17 protein-coding genes are annotated in these 15,459 nt (G+C 67.6%); 7 read left to right on the forward strand and 10 right to left on the reverse strand.

All coding sequences use genetic code 11. From position 1 onward, the window contains the following. Positions 1 to 74: 74 nt before the first annotated feature. Positions 75 to 713 (reverse strand): TIM44-related membrane protein TimA, encoded by a 639-nt coding sequence (timA, locus tag B3T77_RS05550; RefSeq protein ID WP_292078104.1) that lies wholly within the window; start codon positions 711 to 713, stop codon positions 75 to 77. Between the two features lie 198 nt (positions 714 to 911). Here timA and secB point away from each other — a divergent pair, with 198 nt between their 5' ends. Both secB and B3T77_RS05560 read left to right on the forward strand, forming a co-directional pair. After that, positions 912 to 1,424 (forward strand): protein-export chaperone SecB, encoded by a 513-nt coding sequence (secB, locus tag B3T77_RS05555; protein ID WP_017505358.1) that lies wholly within the window; start codon positions 912 to 914, stop codon positions 1,422 to 1,424. 9 nt (positions 1,425 to 1,433) lie between these two features. Then, a complete protein-coding gene (locus B3T77_RS05560) occupies positions 1,434 to 2,384 on the forward strand; it encodes a DMT family transporter (protein ID WP_292078050.1) in 951 nt (316 codons plus the stop codon). A 4-nt stretch (positions 2,385 to 2,388) separates the two neighbouring features. Here the strand turns inward: B3T77_RS05560 and dut are convergent, their stop codons facing one another. Together dut and coaBC are read right to left on the reverse strand one after the other, a co-directional pair. Then, positions 2,389 to 2,844 carry a dUTP diphosphatase gene (gene dut / locus B3T77_RS05565; RefSeq protein ID WP_292078052.1) on the reverse strand — a complete coding sequence of 152 codons (456 nt, stop codon included), beginning with the start codon at positions 2,842 to 2,844 and terminating at the stop codon, positions 2,389 to 2,391. After that, a complete protein-coding gene (coaBC, locus tag B3T77_RS05570; protein ID WP_292078053.1) occupies positions 2,841 to 4,070 on the reverse strand; it encodes a bifunctional phosphopantothenoylcysteine decarboxylase/phosphopantothenate--cysteine ligase CoaBC in 1,230 nt (409 codons plus the stop codon). The genes dut and coaBC overlap by 4 nt, the downstream gene beginning before the upstream one ends. 102 nt (positions 4,071 to 4,172) lie before the next feature. On the opposite strand from coaBC, the gene B3T77_RS05575 reads away from it, so the two are divergent. Then, the gene (locus B3T77_RS05575) at positions 4,173 to 4,685 is read left to right on the forward strand and encodes an S-type pyocin family protein (RefSeq protein ID WP_066627256.1); all 513 of its coding nucleotides are present in this window, start codon (positions 4,173 to 4,175) and stop codon (positions 4,683 to 4,685) included. Positions 4,686 to 4,719: 34 nt separating this feature from the next. Next, positions 4,720 to 5,589 (forward strand): HAD family hydrolase, encoded by an 870-nt coding sequence (locus B3T77_RS05580; RefSeq protein WP_091751986.1) that lies wholly within the window; start codon positions 4,720 to 4,722, stop codon positions 5,587 to 5,589. A gap of 9 nt (positions 5,590 to 5,598) precedes the next feature. On the opposite strand, the gene B3T77_RS05585 is transcribed toward B3T77_RS05580, so the two are convergent. From B3T77_RS05585 to sdhC, 7 genes are read right to left on the reverse strand one after another with little or no spacing between them, the layout of a single operon-like run. Then, positions 5,599 to 5,961, reverse strand: coding sequence for a PilZ domain-containing protein (locus tag B3T77_RS05585; RefSeq protein WP_292078058.1), 363 nt, complete (start codon positions 5,959 to 5,961; stop codon positions 5,599 to 5,601). Between the two features lie 9 nt (positions 5,962 to 5,970). Beyond that, positions 5,971 to 6,783, reverse strand: coding sequence for a kinase (locus tag B3T77_RS05590; RefSeq protein ID WP_292078060.1), 813 nt, complete (start codon positions 6,781 to 6,783; stop codon positions 5,971 to 5,973). Position 6,784: 1 nt separating this feature from the next. Further along, on the reverse strand, positions 6,785 to 7,105 hold the full coding sequence (locus B3T77_RS05595) for a 2Fe-2S iron-sulfur cluster-binding protein (RefSeq protein ID WP_066627263.1): 321 nt from the start codon (positions 7,103 to 7,105) through the stop codon (positions 6,785 to 6,787). Between the two features lie 53 nt (positions 7,106 to 7,158). Beyond that, the gene (locus tag B3T77_RS05600; protein ID WP_055755116.1) at positions 7,159 to 7,953 is read right to left on the reverse strand and encodes a succinate dehydrogenase iron-sulfur subunit; all 795 of its coding nucleotides are present in this window, start codon (positions 7,951 to 7,953) and stop codon (positions 7,159 to 7,161) included. A 1-nt stretch (position 7,954) separates the two neighbouring features. Beyond that, positions 7,955 to 9,739 carry a succinate dehydrogenase flavoprotein subunit gene (gene sdhA / locus B3T77_RS05605; protein ID WP_055809722.1) on the reverse strand — a complete coding sequence of 595 codons (1,785 nt, stop codon included), beginning with the start codon at positions 9,737 to 9,739 and terminating at the stop codon, positions 7,955 to 7,957. 7 nt (positions 9,740 to 9,746) lie between these two features. Beyond that, positions 9,747 to 10,151, reverse strand: a complete 405-nt coding sequence (sdhD, locus tag B3T77_RS05610) for a succinate dehydrogenase, hydrophobic membrane anchor protein (RefSeq protein WP_137720488.1) — start codon at positions 10,149 to 10,151, stop codon at positions 9,747 to 9,749. Next, complete coding sequence (gene sdhC / locus B3T77_RS05615) at positions 10,148 to 10,612, reverse strand: succinate dehydrogenase, cytochrome b556 subunit (protein WP_017506653.1); 465 nt, start codon at positions 10,610 to 10,612, stop codon at positions 10,148 to 10,150. Before sdhC ends, sdhD begins: the two co-directional genes overlap by 4 nt. 206 nt (positions 10,613 to 10,818) lie before the next feature. Here sdhC and B3T77_RS05620 point away from each other — a divergent pair, with 206 nt between their 5' ends. From B3T77_RS05620 to alaS, 3 genes are all read left to right on the forward strand, one after another. Beyond that, positions 10,819 to 11,412, forward strand: a complete 594-nt coding sequence (locus tag B3T77_RS05620; RefSeq protein WP_292078073.1) for a hypothetical protein — start codon at positions 10,819 to 10,821, stop codon at positions 11,410 to 11,412. A gap of 52 nt (positions 11,413 to 11,464) precedes the next feature. Next, positions 11,465 to 12,325, forward strand: a complete 861-nt coding sequence (locus B3T77_RS05625; RefSeq protein ID WP_292078076.1) for a pirin family protein — start codon at positions 11,465 to 11,467, stop codon at positions 12,323 to 12,325. Between the two features lie 263 nt (positions 12,326 to 12,588). Then, positions 12,589 to 15,234 carry an alanine--tRNA ligase gene (gene alaS, locus B3T77_RS05630; RefSeq protein ID WP_292078078.1) on the forward strand — a complete coding sequence of 882 codons (2,646 nt, stop codon included), beginning with the start codon at positions 12,589 to 12,591 and terminating at the stop codon, positions 15,232 to 15,234. Positions 15,235 to 15,459: the final 225 nt, after the last annotated feature.

Genomic DNA, 15,459 nt, shown 5'->3' on the forward strand with positions numbered 1-15,459 from the left:
CCCGGTCGAACAGGCGGCGACCGCCAGGGCGGCCGTCAGCGTCGCCAGTCCGCCCGACCGGCCGCGAGCCGCCATCAGGCGTTGGCCGGCTCGACGCGCGACAGCACCCAATTCGGGTCCGTCGCGCCCAAGGTGCGCTCGAAGGTCCAGTGTTCGGCCGTGCGGCGTTCCTCCACCAGCGGCTCGCCCGTCGTCGCGTCCGCCGTTTCGCCCGAGGCCTTGGTCACCCGACTGCGCAGTTCGGCCAGGAAGCGGACCTTGGCCACGGCCTTGTCGCCCTCGGCGACCGCGCCTTCCAGATCGGCCCGGGGCGGATACAGGAACTCGACGGTCTCGGTCTCGCCGCGCGTCTCGCGCGCTGCGATGCCGGTCTCGAACGAGGCGAAGACGTTCGGCTTCAGCAACGGCTTCAGCGCGGCCCGGTCGCCGGCGGCGTAGCCGCGAACGATGGTCTCATAGGCCTGACGCGCGCCGTCCAGGAAACGGGCCGGGTCGAACGCCGGATCGCGCGCCTTCAGGCTGGCGATCGAGGCCAGGGTCGCCGGGTCGATCGCCGCGACCTTGGGCGTGTCGGCCTGGGCCGGGCCGGGCGGCGCGATCTTGGCGTCTTCCTGCGGCTGACGGCCCACCCGCTTGCCCAGCACATTGTAGAGCTGGAACAGCACAAAGGCTGCGATGAAGGCGAAGACGACGACCTGGAACTGAACCGGCATGTTCAAGAGGAGATTCCTGTAGCGAACGACGGGTGCGCCAAACACTGAGTCTGGCGTGATTACGGGCTCATATAGGGTGAGGCAAGGCGAAGCGCGCGCCCAATCGCGCGCGCGACGTTGCGGCCAAGCGTCCCGGCATGGTAGTCGCGGCGCCTCATTCCGGCCTCATCGGCCCCAAACTGCGCCAAAGACCGTTTCATGACCGACGCCGCTCCTCCCGCCGAACAGCCCCAGCAAGGCGACGCCCAGCAGGGCCAGCCCGCCGGTCCCGGCTTCCGCATCCTGGCGCAATACGTCCGCGATTTCTCGTTCGAGAACCCGCGCGCCCCGGAATCCCTGCGCATCGACGGCAAGCCCGCGATCGACCTCGGCGTCGAAATGGCCGCCCAGGGTCGCCCCGACGGCCTGTTCGAACTGGATCTGAAGCTGTCGATCAAGGCGACCCACGAGAACCAGCCTGTCTTCCACGTCGAACTGGTCTATGGCGGCCTGTTCCAGCTGGCCAATGTCCAGGAGCAGGACATCGAGCCGCTGCTGCTGATCGAATGCCCGCGCTACCTGTTCCCGTTCGCGCGCGAGATCATCTCGGGCGCCACGGCCGACGGCGGCTTCTATCCCCCGTTCCAGCTGGACCCCATCGATTTCGCCGCCATCTACATCGCGCGCCAGCAACAGATCGCCCAGCAGCCGGTCGAAACCGGCCAGGCCTAAGCGCGCGACATGGTCGCCGCCGCGCGGCCTTCGCCTGATCCATCGAAAGCCGCGGGCGAGGATGTCGTCCGCGGCATTCTTCTGCGCATCGCCGCCGCCGGCTGTTTCTCGATCATGACGGCGACGTTGAAGCTGGCGTCGCAGGATGGCGTCGCGGCGCCGGAAATGCTGTTCTACCGCGCCTTCTTCGGCCTGCCGGTGGTGCTGGCCTGGGTGCTGACCCAGCCGGGCGGCCTCTCGGCCCTGTCGACGCGCCGCCCCCTGGCTCATCTGGGACGCAGCGCCCTGGGCGTCGCGGCCATCCTGTGCCTGTTCCAGACGCTGACGCTGCTGCCTCTCGCCGACGCGACGACCCTCAGCTTCACCGCTCCGATCTTCGCCACCATCCTGTCCTTCTTCGTGCTGAAGGAGGCGGTCGGCCCGCGCCGCTGGGCCGCCGTCGCTGTCGGCTTCATCGGCGTGATCGTGGTCATGCGGCCGGGCGTCGGCCAGTCGGTCCTGCCGCTGGCGGGCGTGGCCTTCGCCTTGATCGGGGCGGTGCTGACGGCCGGCGTGACCATTACGCTGCGACAGCTGCGCGACACCGAACACGTCGCCGCCATCGTCTTCTGGTTCTTCGTCGCCTGTTCGGTCGTGGGGGCGATCCTGCTGCCCTTCGTCGGCCATTGGCACGCGCTCGGCACCTTCGGCCTGCTGATCGGATCGGGCGTCGCCGGCGGTCTGGCCCAGCTGTTCATGACCGCCTCGCTGCAAAAGGCCCCGGTCGCCGTGGTCGCGCCCTTCGACTATCTCCAGATTGTCGGCGCCATCGTCTTCGGCTGGTGGCTGATGGCCGCGACGCCCACCCTCACCACCCTGGCCGGCGCCGCCCTGATCGCGAGCAGCGGCCTCTACACCGCCTGGCGCGAACATATCCGCCGCAAGGCCAGCCTCATCCAGCCGACGGCGCCGCTGGTTTAGGGCGTCAGCGCCCCGTCGATCCGAACCCGCCCGCCCCGCGTGCGGTCTCGTCCAGCGTTTCGACCTCGATCCAGTCCGCCCGCTCATGCCGGGCGATCACAAGCTGGGCGATGCGTTCGCCGCGGCGGATGACGAAGGGCTCGGCGCCGATGTTGGCCAGGATGACGCCGCACTCGCCGCGATAGTCGCTGTCGATGGTGCCGGGAGCATTCGGGCAGATGATGCCGTGTTTCAACGCCAAGCCCGAGCGCGCCCGCACCTGGGCCTCATACCCCGGCGGCAGGGCGATCTTCAGCCCCGTCGGCACCAGCGCCCGCTGACCCGGCGCCAGGGTCATCGGCTGATCCTCGGGCACGGCGGCGCGCAGGTCCATGCCCGCCGAACCGCCCGTCTCATAGGCGGGCAGGGGCAGACCTTCGGAATGCGGCAGGCGCAAAATCTGGATGGCGGTCTCGGTCATTGGGCGGCCTTGAAATGATCGGCGATGCGGGCGGCGACGGCCCGGGCGATGGCGGTCTTGGACTGGCGCGGCCAGGTCTCGGTCCGATCGGCGGTGACCAGCAGTACGGCGTTGCCGTCCGAGCCGAACACATCGTCGGACACGTCATTTCCCAGGATCCAGTCGCAGCCCTTTCGCGACAGCTTGGCGCGCGCATTGGCTTCCAGATCCGTCGTTTCGGCGGCGAAGCCGATGACCAGGGCCGGGCGGTTCGGACCGGGCGCGGCGACGCCGGTCAGGATGTCGGGGTTTTCGATCAGGGCCAGGGTCGGCGGGCCGCCGGGTCCCTTCTTGATCTTGCCGCCGGCGATGGTGTCCACGCGCCAGTCGGCGACGGCGGCCGACAGGACGGCGATGTCGGCGGGAAGGGCGCTCTGCGTCGCCGCCTGCATCTCCAGCGCGCTCTCCACATCGATCCGCGTCACGCCGGTCGGCGCCGCCAGCGCCGTCGGCCCCGACACCAACGTCACCTCTGCGCCCAGTTCGGCCAGGGCGGCGGCGATGGCGTAGCCCTGTTTGCCGCTGGAGCGATTGGTCAGGCCCCGCACCGGGTCGATCGGTTCGAACGTCGGCCCGGCCGTGACCACGGCCTTGCGTCCCTTGAGCGGTTGTCCGGCCGCGCCTGCCAGCAGGCCCGCAATGGCGTCCAGGATCGCGGCGGGCTCCGCCATCCGACCCGGCCCATATTCGCCGCAGGCCATCTCGCCGTCGTCCGGCCCCACCACCGCCACGCCATGGAAGCCCGGAAAGGCCTTTAACCGCTCCATATTGGCCTGGACCGCCGGATGCTCCCACATCCGCACATTCATCGCCGGCGCCAGCAGCACCCGCTTGTCCGTCGCGATCAGGGTCGTCGAGGCCAGGTCGTCGGCCAAACCGTTCGCCGCCTTGGCGATCAGCCCCGCCGTCGCTGGCGCCACGACCACCAGGTCTGCCCAGCGCGACAGCTCGATATGGCCCATGCTGGTCTCGTCGTCGGGGTGGAACAGGCCCGACCGCACCGGATGGCCGCTCAGCGCCGCCAGCGACAGGGGCGTCACGAACTCGGCACCGGATTCGGTCAGGATCACCCGCGTCCGCCCGCCCGCCTTGGCGATCAGCCGCATCAGCTCCAGCGCCTTATAGGCCGCGATGCCGCCGCCCACGATCAGCAGGATTTTGCGGTTCGAAAGGAGGCGATTGTTCATGCTCACGGTCTAGCCGCCGCGCGTGACGCCGTCGAGACGAGAACATTGCGCGAACAATAAAGTTGTGCTTTCGTCGCGTCCAGCGGGTATCTGGAGGAAAGAATGAGAACGCTGACAAGGGGAGGGGCCGCGCTGGTCCTGTGCGGTCTGCTGGGGCTGAGTGCCTGCGACAACAGTTCGGCGGTTGAGACGCGGGATCGGACGGCGAGCGCCGAACCCGTTGCCCTGACGTCCATGCCGACGGCAAGCGAAGAGGCTGCGACGCCTCAGGAGAAGCCCGTCCTGACCGCCAATCGGCGCGAAACCGTCGACGCCAAGATCGCGCGTCTCTACGACCGCAACGGCGCAGACTTCGGCGCGCGCTCAGCCGAGGACTATCTGACGAAGGTCACGGCTTTCACGACAAAGCCTCCGCGCGACGCCGAGACCGTCAAACGGCCAAATGGCGACACCCTGATCTATCAGGCCTCGACCAACACCTTCGCCGTGGTGGCCCGCAACGGGTCGCCCCGCACCATGTTCAAGCCGACGACGGGCGCCGACTACTGGGCCGAGCAGAAGGCGGCGGCGCCCACCTTCGGCCAGCGGCGCCAATCGACGGGCGCGGCGGGCTGATATAGAGGGCGGGTTCCACCAAGGATCTCGCCCCATGTCCGATACGGCCGAACCCAAGACCCCGCTGCTGAAAACCGCCCTGATCTATGATTTCGACGGCACCCTGGCGCGCGGCAATATGCAGGAGGTGTCCTTCATCCCCTCCGTCGGCATGGGCATCGGCGCCTTCTGGGAAGAGGCCGAACGCCTGACCAAGGACGCCGACGGCGACGGCATCCTGATGTACATGCAGCTGATGCTGCACCACGCGCGTCAGAACGGCGCCCCGGTGACGCGCGAGACCCTGCGCCAGCACGGCGAGGCGGTGGCCCTGTTCGAGGGTCTGAAGGATCTCAGCTGGTTCGACCGGATGAACGCCTTCGGTGCCAGATACGGGCTGGAGATCGAGCATTACATCATCTCCGCCGGGCTGGAGGAGATGATCGACGGCACGCCGATCCGCCCCGCCCTGACCCACGTCTTCGCCTCCCACTACGTCTATGACGACAAGGGCGAGGCCGCCTGGCCGGCGGTCGGCGTCAACTACACGACCAAGACCCAGTATCTGTTCCGCATCAATAAGGGCGTGAAGAACCATTGGGAGCACGAACGCATCAACCACTTCATCCCTGATGACGAGCGCGCCGTGCCCTTCGACCGGATGATCTTCATCGGCGACGGCGACACCGACGTGCCGACCATGAAGATGATGCACACCAAGGGCGGTTTCTCGATCGCCGTCTATGATCCGCGCTCGAACGAGCGGGACCAGAAAAAGGTCTATTCCCTGATTTCGGAGGACCGGGTGAACTTCGTCGCCGCCGCCGACTATCGCGAGGGGTCGGCCCTGGACCTGATCGTCAAGGGGCTGGTGGGCCGCATCGCCATCAACGCCGGCTCCATGCCCGCCGACACGGCGGACTAGCCCGGCCGATCAGCGCCCGCCGGCCCTCAGCCAGGCGTCGCGCGCTGGGATCAGCCTCGCCGGCGCCAGCCCTCTCAGCGATTTGGCCCCGGTCTGCCTCAGCCCGGCCTCCTGCCCGCGCTGCCAGACGACGGTGGCGGGATAGGCGACGCCCGCGGCCACATCGACCACCACGACCTCGCGCGGCAAGGCCCCGCCCCGGTCCAGCCGCAGCTTCATCCCCGCGTCCGACAGATCGACGATCAGACACGCCGTCTCCAGGCCGGGCGCGCAGATGACGCCGCGCGCGTTTGCGGGTCGGCGCGCGCCCATGCGGCGGTCGGGCTCGACGGCGGGCTTGGATCCAAACAGGCTCATGGTCCGATAACGCACAGAGGCGGCTCAGGCGCCAAGCCCGCCTTCAAGGCTGCGAACCCCGCGTTCCCGGTCCAGAGCGACGATCAGGTCCGCCTCCACGCCGCCCGTCATCATATGCCGGCTCAGGCGCTCATAATGCTGGATGAAGACCGCCAGGGCCGCGCGTCGCTCGGGCGATACGGCGTCCTGCCCCATCAATCCCGCCTCCTGCTCGCAGCGCCAGTCCAGCACGACATCGAACCCCGGCGCCTTCAAAAAGACCAGAGCGTCCAATCGCGGGCGCAAGCGGGCATAGGGCTGAGCCAGCGCATCATTGACCGCCCTGCGCCACACGCCCTCGACATCCTGCCGGGTTTCTAAGGCGTTGATCGGCTCAACCAGATCCCCCTCGGCCTGCGGCGTCGCGCCTAGGCACCATCCCTCCAGCACGATGACGCGCGGCCGACCTTTCACGACTGGCCAGTCCGCCTCGGGCGCCCGGTCGTCGGCCAGCTTGTCGAAACGCGGCAGAGGCGTCAGATCGTCCGGCGCCGCCGCCTGCAACCGATCCAGCAGACGGTTCAGAAGGCCCAGGTCATGCGTCCCCGGCGGCCCGCGCGTGGCGAACAGCGGATGCACCCGCGCCGCCATGGCCGCCCGCTCCGCCTTTGTCAGATAGACGTCGTCCAGCGACAGGCTCGCCCCACCGAACCGTTTGGCGACGGCCTTGGCCAGTGTGGATTTTCCCGAACCTTGCGAACCCGCGATCCCCAGGATCGGCGGACCGTCCCGGCCCATCGCCTCGGTGCGCTGGTCGATCCATCGGCCGATCCTGTCGATCAGCCGCGCGTCGATCATTTCAGTGCTGGTTTTCCGGCAACCGCACGATCAGGCCGTTCAGCGCGTCCGACACCCGGATCTGGCACGACAGGCGGCTGTTCGGCTCGACCTCTTCGGCGAAGTCCAACATCGACTCTTCCATGGCCGACGGCTTGCCCGTCGCCTCGCGCCAGGCTTCGTCGACATAAACATGGCAGGTCGCGCAGGCGCAGGCCCCGCCGCAGTCCGCGTCGATGCCCGGCACATTGTTGCGGATCGCGCCTTCCATGACGCTCAGCCCCGACTTCACGTCGACGACGTGCTCGGTTCCGTCATGCTCGATATAGGTGATGCTGGCCATGCGCCGCTCTTAAAGGAGGCGGCGCCGGAGGCAAGGCCCCCGGTGCCGGATACTCAGGCCGCCTTCTTGCGGCTCGGCGCGACCATCAGCTTCTTGGTCTCGGCGATGGCCTTGGCCGGGTTCAGACCCTTGGGACAGACCTGGGCGCAGTTCATGATCGTGTGGCAGCGATACAGTTTGAACGGGTCTTCCAGGTCGTCCAGGCGCTTCTGGGTCGCGTCGTCGCGGCTGTCGGAAATCCAGCGATAGGATTGCAGCAGCGCCGCCGGGCCCAGGTACTCTTCCTGGTTCCACCAGTAGCTGGGGCAGGACGTCGAGCAGCAGGCGCACAGGATGCACTCGTACAGGCCGTCCAGCTTCTCGCGCTCGGCCGGGGTCTGCAGACGTTCCTTCTCGGGGTCAGGCTCGTCCGATTGCAGATACGGCTGGATTGAGTCGTACTGGGCGTAAAACAGGCTCAGGTCCGTCACCAGGTCCTTGACCACCGGCTGGTGGGGCAGGGGGGAGATGGTGATGTTGTTGGACGCGCATTCGTCCCAGCCCTTGGTGCAGGCCAGAGCGTTACGCCCGTCGATGTTCATCGAGCACGAGCCGCAGATGCCCTCGCGGCACGAGCGCCGGAATGACAGGGTCGGATCGATGGTGTTCTTGATGTGGATCAGCGCGTCCAGCAGCATCGGCCCGTGATCGCCGGTCGGCACCTCATAGGTGTCCCAGCGCGGATCGGCGTCGGTTTCCGGATCGTAGCGATAGACCTTGTAGGTCTTCACGTCCTTGGAGCCCGGCGCGGCCTTGTGGACCTTGCCGGTCGTCGGCTTGGAGCCTCTGGGGAGAGTCAGCTGGACCATCTTAGTAAACCCGCGCCTTCGGTTCGATATACGCGATGTCGTCGGACATGGTGTAGTTGTGGACCGGACGATAATCGATCTGGACCTGCTCGCCCGGACGCTTCCACGCCAGGGTGTGCTTCATCCAGTTGACGTCGTCGCGATCGGGATAGTCTTCGCGGGCGTGGGCGCCGCGCGATTCCGTGCGGTTCAGACCGCCCTCGATCGTCACCATCGCCTGGGCGATCAGGTTGTCGTACTCCAGCGTCTCGACCAGGTCCGTATTCCAGATCAGGCCGCGATCGGTGGTCTTGATGTCGGCGCCGGCCGCCTCGATGGCGCGCAGCTTGTCGGTGCCCTGTTGCAGGGTCTCGCCGGTGCGGAACACCGCCGCATCGGCCTGCATCGCGCGCTGCATCGACAGACGCAGCTCGGCGGTCGGGGTCGAGCCGTCGGCGTAACGGAAGCGATCCAGGCGGGCCAGGTGCTGGTCGGTCTGGCTCTTGGAGGCCGATGGCACGGCCGAAGCCTTGTCGACGACTTCACCGCAGCGCAGGCCGACGGCGCGGCCGAACACCACCAGGTCGGTCAGGGAGTTGGAGCCCAGGCGGTTGGCGCCGTGCACCGAAACGCACGCCGCCTCGCCCACGGCCATCAGGCCCGGAACCACGCTGTCGGGGTTGCCGTCGCGCAGCGTCAGGACTTCGCCGTGATAGTTCGTGGGGATGCCGCCCATGTTGTAGTGCACGGTCGGCAGGACCGGGATCGGCTCCTTGGTCACATCCACGCCGGCGAAGATCTTGGCAGACTCCGAGATGCCCGGCAGGCGCTGGTGCAGAATCTTCGGATCCAGGTGATCCAGATGCAGGAAGATGTGGTCCTTGTTCGGACCCACGCCGCGACCCTCGCGGATTTCGATGGTCATGGAGCGCGAAACCATGTCGCGCGGGGCCAGGTCCTTCACGGTCGGCGCATAACGCTCCATGAAGCGCTCGCCTTCCGAGTTGGTCAGATAACCGCCCTCGCCGCGCGCGCCCTCTGTAATCAGGCAGCCGGCGCCATAGATGCCGGTCGGGTGGAACTGTACGAACTCCATGTCCTGCAGCGGCAGGCCGGCGCGCAGCACCATCGCATTGCCGTCGCCGGTGCAGGTGTGGGCCGAGGTGGCGCTGAAATAGGCGCGGCCGTATCCGCCGGTCGCCAGAACCACCATCTTGGCGCGGAACTGGTGAAGCTGACCGTTGTCGAGCTGCAGCGCCGTCACGCCGGTGCAGGCGCCGTCCTGCATGATCAGGTCCAGCGCGAAATACTCGACGAAGAACTTCACCTCGCGGCGCACCGACTGGCCGTACAGGGTGTGCAGGATGGCGTGGCCGGTGCGGTCGGCGGCGGCGCAGGTGCGCTGCACCGGGCCTTCGCCGAAGTTGCGGGTCATGCCGCCGAAGGCGCGCTGATAGATCTTGCCTTCTTCGGTGCGGCTGAAGGGCACGCCCCAGTGTTCCAGCTCATAGACGGCCTTGGGCGCGTTACGGACCAGATATTCGATCGAGTCCTGGTCGCCCAGCCAGTCCGACCCCTTGACGGTGTCGTACATGTGCCATTGCCAGCTGTCCTCGCCCATGTTGCCGAGCGAGGCCGAGATGCCGCCCTGGGCCGCGACGGTGTGCGAGCGGGTGGGGAAGACCTTGGTCACGCAGGCGACCTTCAGCCCCTGCTGCGCGGCGCCGAGCGCGGCGCGAAGGCCCGAGCCCCCGGCGCCGACGACGACGACGTCGTATTCGTGATCGATCAGTTCGTAAGCGGCCATCAGTTAATCAGGCTCCGAAACCAGCGGGCAGCGGCGCCGAACCCAGCGCCAGCCGCACGATGAAGAAGACGCTGGCGGCGGCCAGCAGCAGGAAGACGACGTTCAGCAGCAGGACCAGAAGGCCGCGCGTTCCGACGTTGGGCACGTAGTCTTCCAGAACGACTTTCCAAGCCAGGCTAACGTAGCCGAAGAAGATCACGGCGGTGATCGCCATCAGGGCCGCGTTCAGCGGATTGGCGAACCAGGCCATCGCCGCGTCATAGCCGGCGCCCGCCAGGGTGAAGCCGGTCGAGGCGACCCACAGGCCCAACGGCAGCAGGGCCACCAGCAGGATGCGCTCGATCAGCCATTCGCCGGCGCCGTGACGCTCGGAAACCTTGACGTTGTTCTTGAACTTTGCGGCGCCGCTCACAGCGAAACCCTCCCCGTGGCGAACAGCACGACCCAGAACAGCACGGCCAGCGGGATCGGCCCCCACACCGCAATGTTCGACAGGGCGGTCGCGGACTTCACCGTCAGTCCGTTGCCGGTGTCGTTATAGGTGTGGCGCGCGCCGTTCAGGATGAAGGAGAACAGCACTACCGTCAGACCGAAGAAGACCAGCAGGCCCAGCGGCGATCCGGCCAGATCGAGCGCGCTCTGGAACGCCTCGGGCCCGAACGCCAGCGCGCCCAGCCAGGCCAGGACGAACAGCACGCCGACCGTGGCGGCGATGATCGTCGCGCGGAACAAGATGGAGGCCGTCATGGTGACGTGCCAGCGCCAGACGCCCATGTGGGGCGACAGCGGCGCGATATGTCCGTTCGGTTGAGTGACGAAGCGACCCGTCCGGTCGCTTGAGGCGCCACCCGGCGTCGGGTTGGGCTGGTTCATGCGAATGGTTCTCAAAAGCGAATGAATTCAATCGCCGTGTGCGGTTGCGAAGGCTTTTGTGACCGTGTGGGGCCGGTGTCAACGCACAGACCCCCAGATCGACGGATTGTGCGGTTTACGTCGGTTCCATCACGACGGATCACGTTTGCGTTCAGGCCCCGTTCGACGGCTAGGCGACGCGCCCGGCGATTTGGCAGGGTGGGCTCATGTTGCTGCTCGCCTTGATGTCCGCCGTCGCCCTGGAGCCCGCCATTCAGACGACAGGGCTTCTGGACGCGACGCCGGAAACCTATCGCGCGCCGACCGTCCGCCCCTATCAACCGCCATCCCGTTTCGGGCGCGAAACGGCCGAGGGGGACGCCGCGACCGACCTGCATCGCCGCCCCCTGACAGCCCCGGTTGCGGTCGACGACTACGCCGGCGACTATGAGTTCAGCCCCTCCGACAGCCAGACCACCTACGACCAGGGCGTGGCCCAGGCCGCGATCGACGCCGAAGCCGCAATGGGCCCGCTGGACGGCCGCTGGCGCATCGCCCAGCCGGACGGAAGGCCTTTGCTGTCGCTGTCCCTGACCGACCGGGGCGAGGGCCGTCGGGTCGAAGGCGCCTGGCGACGTCTGGATGCGCCGGCCGGGGTCGACCGAACCGGCTTCGCCGGGCCGGTCTCGACCAGGGGCGAGGTCGTCGTCATCCCTCTGTCGGAGGGCGAACTGCGTCTGCATCCGGCGTTGAATGGCTGGGCCGGAGAATGGGTTCAGGACGGCCGCGCCCGTCCTGTCACGGCGACCCGTCCAGGCTGATCTCGCCACCCCCGATCTCGCCACCGGCGATCCGCCACCCTATATGTAGCGAATGACCCAGCCTCGTTCCGTCCTTCGCCTGCACCCCGCCCATCGCGACGACATCGGCGACCTGACCACCCGGCGTCCGGTGCCCGGTCCCGGCGTGGACCAGATCGATCCCTTCCTGTTCCTGAACCACCACGGGCCCCAGACCTATGCGCCGGGCAACGCCGGGCTGCCGTTCGGCCCGCACCCGCACCGGGGCTTCGAGACCGTCACCTTCATCCTGAACGGCGAACTGGCCCACAACGATTCCGGCGGCGGCGAGAGCATCATCAAGGCGGGCGGCATCCAGTGGATGACCGCCGGCTCGGGCCTGATCCACGCCGAACTGTCCCCGACCGCCTTCAAGCGCGACGGCGGGCCGATGGAGATCCTGCAGCTGTGGGTCAACCTGCCGTCGCGGCTGAAGATGACAAAGCCGGACTATATCGGCCTGCAGAAATCCGACATCCCGACCTTCACGACCGAGGCCGGCGTCACGGTCGAGCCCGTCTCCGGCGACTGGCTGGGCGTCAAGGCGCCGATCCAGTCCCTGATCGACATTCATCTGGCGGTCGTGCGCCTGCCCGCCGGCGCGACGTTCGAGACGCCCGTCGCCCCCGGCCGCAACGTCTTCCTTTATGGGATCAAAGGCGAGATCGCCGTCGCCGGAACGCCGGTGCCGCAATGGAACCTCGCCGCCCTGTCCGACGGCGATGTGGTTCAGATCACGGCGACCACCGACGCCGTCGTCCTCCTGGGCCACGCCGATCCCATCGGCGAGCCGGTCTTCAGCCATGGCCCCTTCGTCATGAACACCCGCGACGAGATCATCCAGGCGATCCAGGACTACCAGTCCGGCAAGTTCGGCCCGCCGCCGAGGGTCTGAGATAATCCTCCCCCCGCCCAGCGGGGGAGGGGGACCGCGAAGCGGTGGAGGGGGCGACCGCATCCCCGATGCTGACCGCTCCTTTCAACACCTAACGACTTTCGCCCCCTCCACCATGCTGCGCATGGTCCCCCTCCCCCGTTCCGCTGCGCTCCTCGGGGAAGGATCGTGTGCTGCGCGCCTCTCCCCGCGCAGATGATGCGCTCCCCGCCAAAACCCTATATGACGCCGGTTCCTAGCGACCGCCGAGCCGAAGACCGCATATGCCCAGCCTGAACGAGATCCGCGCCACCTACCTCGACTATTTCGCGGCGGACGGCCACGCCAAGGTCCATTCGGCCCCGCTGGTGCCGCAGAACGACCCGAGCCTGCTCTTCGTCAATGCCGGCATGGTGCCGTTCAAGGACTATTTCACCGGCGCCGCCAAGCCGCCCTATCCGCGCGCGACCAGCTCGCAGAAGTGCGTGCGCGCCGGGGGCAAGCACAACGACCTGGACAACGTCGGCTACACCGCCCGCCACCTGACCTTCTTCGAGATGCTGGGCAACTTCTCCTTCGGAGACTACTTCAAGGAGCACGCCATCGAGAAGGCGTGGAACCTGGTCACCCAGGATTTCGACCTGGACCCCAAACGTCTCCTGGTCACCGTCTATATTGATGACGACGAGGCCGCCGCGATCTGGAAGAAGGTCACCGGCTTCTCCGACGACAAGATCATCCGCATCGCCGGCTCGGACAACTTCTGGGCCATGGGCGACTCGGGCCCCTGCGGCCCCTGCACCGAGATCTTCTGGGACCACGGCGACAAGATCGCCGGCGGCCCTCCCGGTTCGCCGGACGAGGACGGCGACCGCTACGTCGAGATCTGGAACAACGTCTTCATGCAGTATGAGAAGGAGAACGATCAGATCGTTCGCAACCTTCCCAAGCCCAGCGTGGACACCGGCATGGGTCTGGAGCGGATGACCACCGTGCTCCAGGGCGTGCATTCGGTTTTCGAAACCGACCTGTTCAAGACGCTGATCGCCGCGTCCGAAGACGCCACCTCGACCAAATCGGACGGCGATCAGGCCGCCAGCCACCGCGTCATCGCCGACCACCTGCGCTCGTCTTCCTTCCTAATCGCCGACGGCGTCACCCCGTCGAACGAAGGCCGGGGCTATGTGCTGCGCCGCATAATGCGACGCGCCATGCGCCACGCCCATCTGCTGGGCGCCGCCGACCCCCTGATGCACCGTCTGGTCCCGACCCTGGTGGCCCAGATGGGCGACGCCTATCCTGAACTGGCCCGCGCCCAGCCCTTCATCGAAGACACGCTGAAGCAGGAAGAGGTCCGCTTCCGCACCACGCTCGGCCGCGGCATGGCCCTGTTCGACACGGCGGTTCAGGGCTTCCGTCCCGGCGACATGCTGGACGGCCAGACGGCCTTCACCCTGTCCGACACCTACGGCTTCCCGCTGGACCTGACCCAGGATGAGGCGCGTCGTCGCGGCTTCTCGGTCAACGTCGACGGCTTCGAGGCCGCCATGGCCGAACAGCGCCAGCGTTCGCGCGAAAACTGGAAGGGCTCGGGCCAGACCGCCAACACCAACGAATGGCTGGCGATCCGCGACCGGATGGGGCCGACCGTCTTCACCGGCTATGACAATATCGAAGGCTCGGGCGAGGTCCTGGCCCTGATGAACGCCGGCGCGCCGGTCGAGACGGCCGAGGCCGGCGACATCGTCGAAGTGTTGTTCGATACCACTCCCTTCTATGCCGAAAGCGGCGGCCAGGCCGGCGATCACGGAACCCTGGAGTGGCCGGGTGGCGAGGCCGAGGTCATCGATGTGCGTAAACACGCCGGCGACCTGCATGTCCTGGTGGCCCAGGTTACGGCCGGCAAGCTGGAGATCGGAACCCGCGCGGCCCAGTTGGTGGACGCTGAAAAGCGCCGCACCAGCCGCGCCAACCATTCCGCCGCCCACCTGCTGCATACGGCGCTGAAGAATGTGCTCGGCCCCGCAGTCGCCCAGAAGGGTCAGCTGGTCGACGCCGAGCGCGCCCGTTTTGACTTCAGCCACGGCGCCCCGCTCACCGAGGCCGAACTGTCCGCCATCGAGACCGAGGTCAACGCCGTCATCCGCCAGAACGTCCCGGCGGAAACCAAGCTGATGGCCCCGCAGGAGGCCATCGAGGCCGGCGCCATCGCCCTGTTCGGCGAGAAATACGGTGACGAGGTCCGCGTCCTGACGCTGGGTCGCTCGCTGGTCAGCGACAACGCCCCCTATTCGGTCGAACTGTGCGGCGGCACCCACGTCGCCCGCACCGGCGACATCGCCCTGTTCAAGATCGTTCAGGAAACCGGCGTCGCCGCCGGCGTGCGCCGCATCGAGGCCCTGACCGGCGAGGCCGCGCGTCAGTATCTGCTGGCCCAGGCCGGCGTCGCCCGTTCGCTGGCCCAGAGCTTCAAGGTCCAGACCGCCGACGTCCCCGCCCGGGTCGACAGCCTGACCGCCTCGGTCAAGTCGCTGGAGAAACAGGTCGCCGAGCTGAAGAAACAGCTGGCCCTGGGCGGCGGCTCGGGCGCGTCGTCCGCGCCTGAGGAGATCAACGGTGTCAAACTGATGGCCCGCGTGCTGGACGGCGTGGACGGCAAAGGTTTGCGCGGCGTCGCCGAAGACTTCAGGAAACAGGTCGGAACCGGCGTGGTCGCCCTGATCGGCGTCACCGAGGGCAAGGCGGCGGTCACCGTCGCCGTGACCTCGGACCTGACTGATCGCGTCAACGCCGCCGACCTGGCCCGCGCCGCCGTCATCGCCATGGGCGGCCAGGGCGCCGGCGGCAAGCCCGACTTCGCCCAAGGCGGCGCCCCCGACGGCTCCAAGGCCGAAGACGGCCTGGCGGCGGTGCGGAACGCGTTGGCGTAGCCAGCTCATTCCCTTCTCCCGTCGGGAGAAGGTGGCCCGTAGGGCCGGATGAGGGTCGGCTGGTGGCCAAGTCGCACCGCCCGACCCTTACCCTTTCGCGAAAGAACGATCGATGCGCGCTCGTGCGCTCAAGCCCTCTTCCAATGGGAGAGGGCAATCCATCGCACTTTCGAACCTGACAGCCTTGCTATTCAACGGCTTGAGGTCCCGGAGCGTCCGTTTCCT

The organism is Brevundimonas sp. UBA7838, from assembly GCF_002500885.1.
GTDB classification, from domain to species: Bacteria; Pseudomonadota; Alphaproteobacteria; order Caulobacterales; family Caulobacteraceae; genus Brevundimonas; species Brevundimonas vesicularis_C.

What these genes read in the sequence shown, in the direction of transcription:
- timA (WP_292078104.1), bottom strand. Translation starts at nt 713, where the DNA reads ATGCCGGTTCAGTTCCAGGTCGTCGTCTTCGCCTTCATCGCAGCCTTT.
- secB (WP_017505358.1), top strand. Translation starts at nt 912, where the DNA reads ATGACCGACGCCGCTCCTCCCGCCGAACAGCCCCAGCAAGGCGACGCC.
- B3T77_RS05560 (WP_292078050.1), top strand. Translation starts at nt 1,434, where the DNA reads ATGGTCGCCGCCGCGCGGCCTTCGCCTGATCCATCGAAAGCCGCGGGC.
- dut (WP_292078052.1), bottom strand. Translation starts at nt 2,844, where the DNA reads ATGACCGAGACCGCCATCCAGATTTTGCGCCTGCCGCATTCCGAAGGT.
- coaBC (WP_292078053.1), bottom strand. Translation starts at nt 4,070, where the DNA reads ATGAACAATCGCCTCCTTTCGAACCGCAAAATCCTGCTGATCGTGGGC.
- B3T77_RS05575 (WP_066627256.1), top strand. Translation starts at nt 4,173, where the DNA reads ATGAGAACGCTGACAAGGGGAGGGGCCGCGCTGGTCCTGTGCGGTCTG.
- B3T77_RS05580 (WP_091751986.1), top strand. Translation starts at nt 4,720, where the DNA reads ATGTCCGATACGGCCGAACCCAAGACCCCGCTGCTGAAAACCGCCCTG.
- B3T77_RS05590 (WP_292078060.1), bottom strand. Translation starts at nt 6,783, where the DNA reads ATGATCGACGCGCGGCTGATCGACAGGATCGGCCGATGGATCGACCAG.
- B3T77_RS05595 (WP_066627263.1), bottom strand. Translation starts at nt 7,105, where the DNA reads ATGGCCAGCATCACCTATATCGAGCATGACGGAACCGAGCACGTCGTC.
- B3T77_RS05600 (WP_055755116.1), bottom strand. Translation starts at nt 7,953, where the DNA reads ATGGTCCAGCTGACTCTCCCCAGAGGCTCCAAGCCGACGACCGGCAAG.
- sdhA (WP_055809722.1), bottom strand. Translation starts at nt 9,739, where the DNA reads ATGGCCGCTTACGAACTGATCGATCACGAATACGACGTCGTCGTCGTC.
- sdhC (WP_017506653.1), bottom strand. Translation starts at nt 10,612, where the DNA reads ATGAACCAGCCCAACCCGACGCCGGGTGGCGCCTCAAGCGACCGGACG.
- B3T77_RS05620 (WP_292078073.1), top strand. Translation starts at nt 10,819, where the DNA reads ATGTTGCTGCTCGCCTTGATGTCCGCCGTCGCCCTGGAGCCCGCCATT.
- B3T77_RS05625 (WP_292078076.1), top strand. Translation starts at nt 11,465, where the DNA reads ATGACCCAGCCTCGTTCCGTCCTTCGCCTGCACCCCGCCCATCGCGAC.
- alaS (WP_292078078.1), top strand. Translation starts at nt 12,589, where the DNA reads ATGCCCAGCCTGAACGAGATCCGCGCCACCTACCTCGACTATTTCGCG.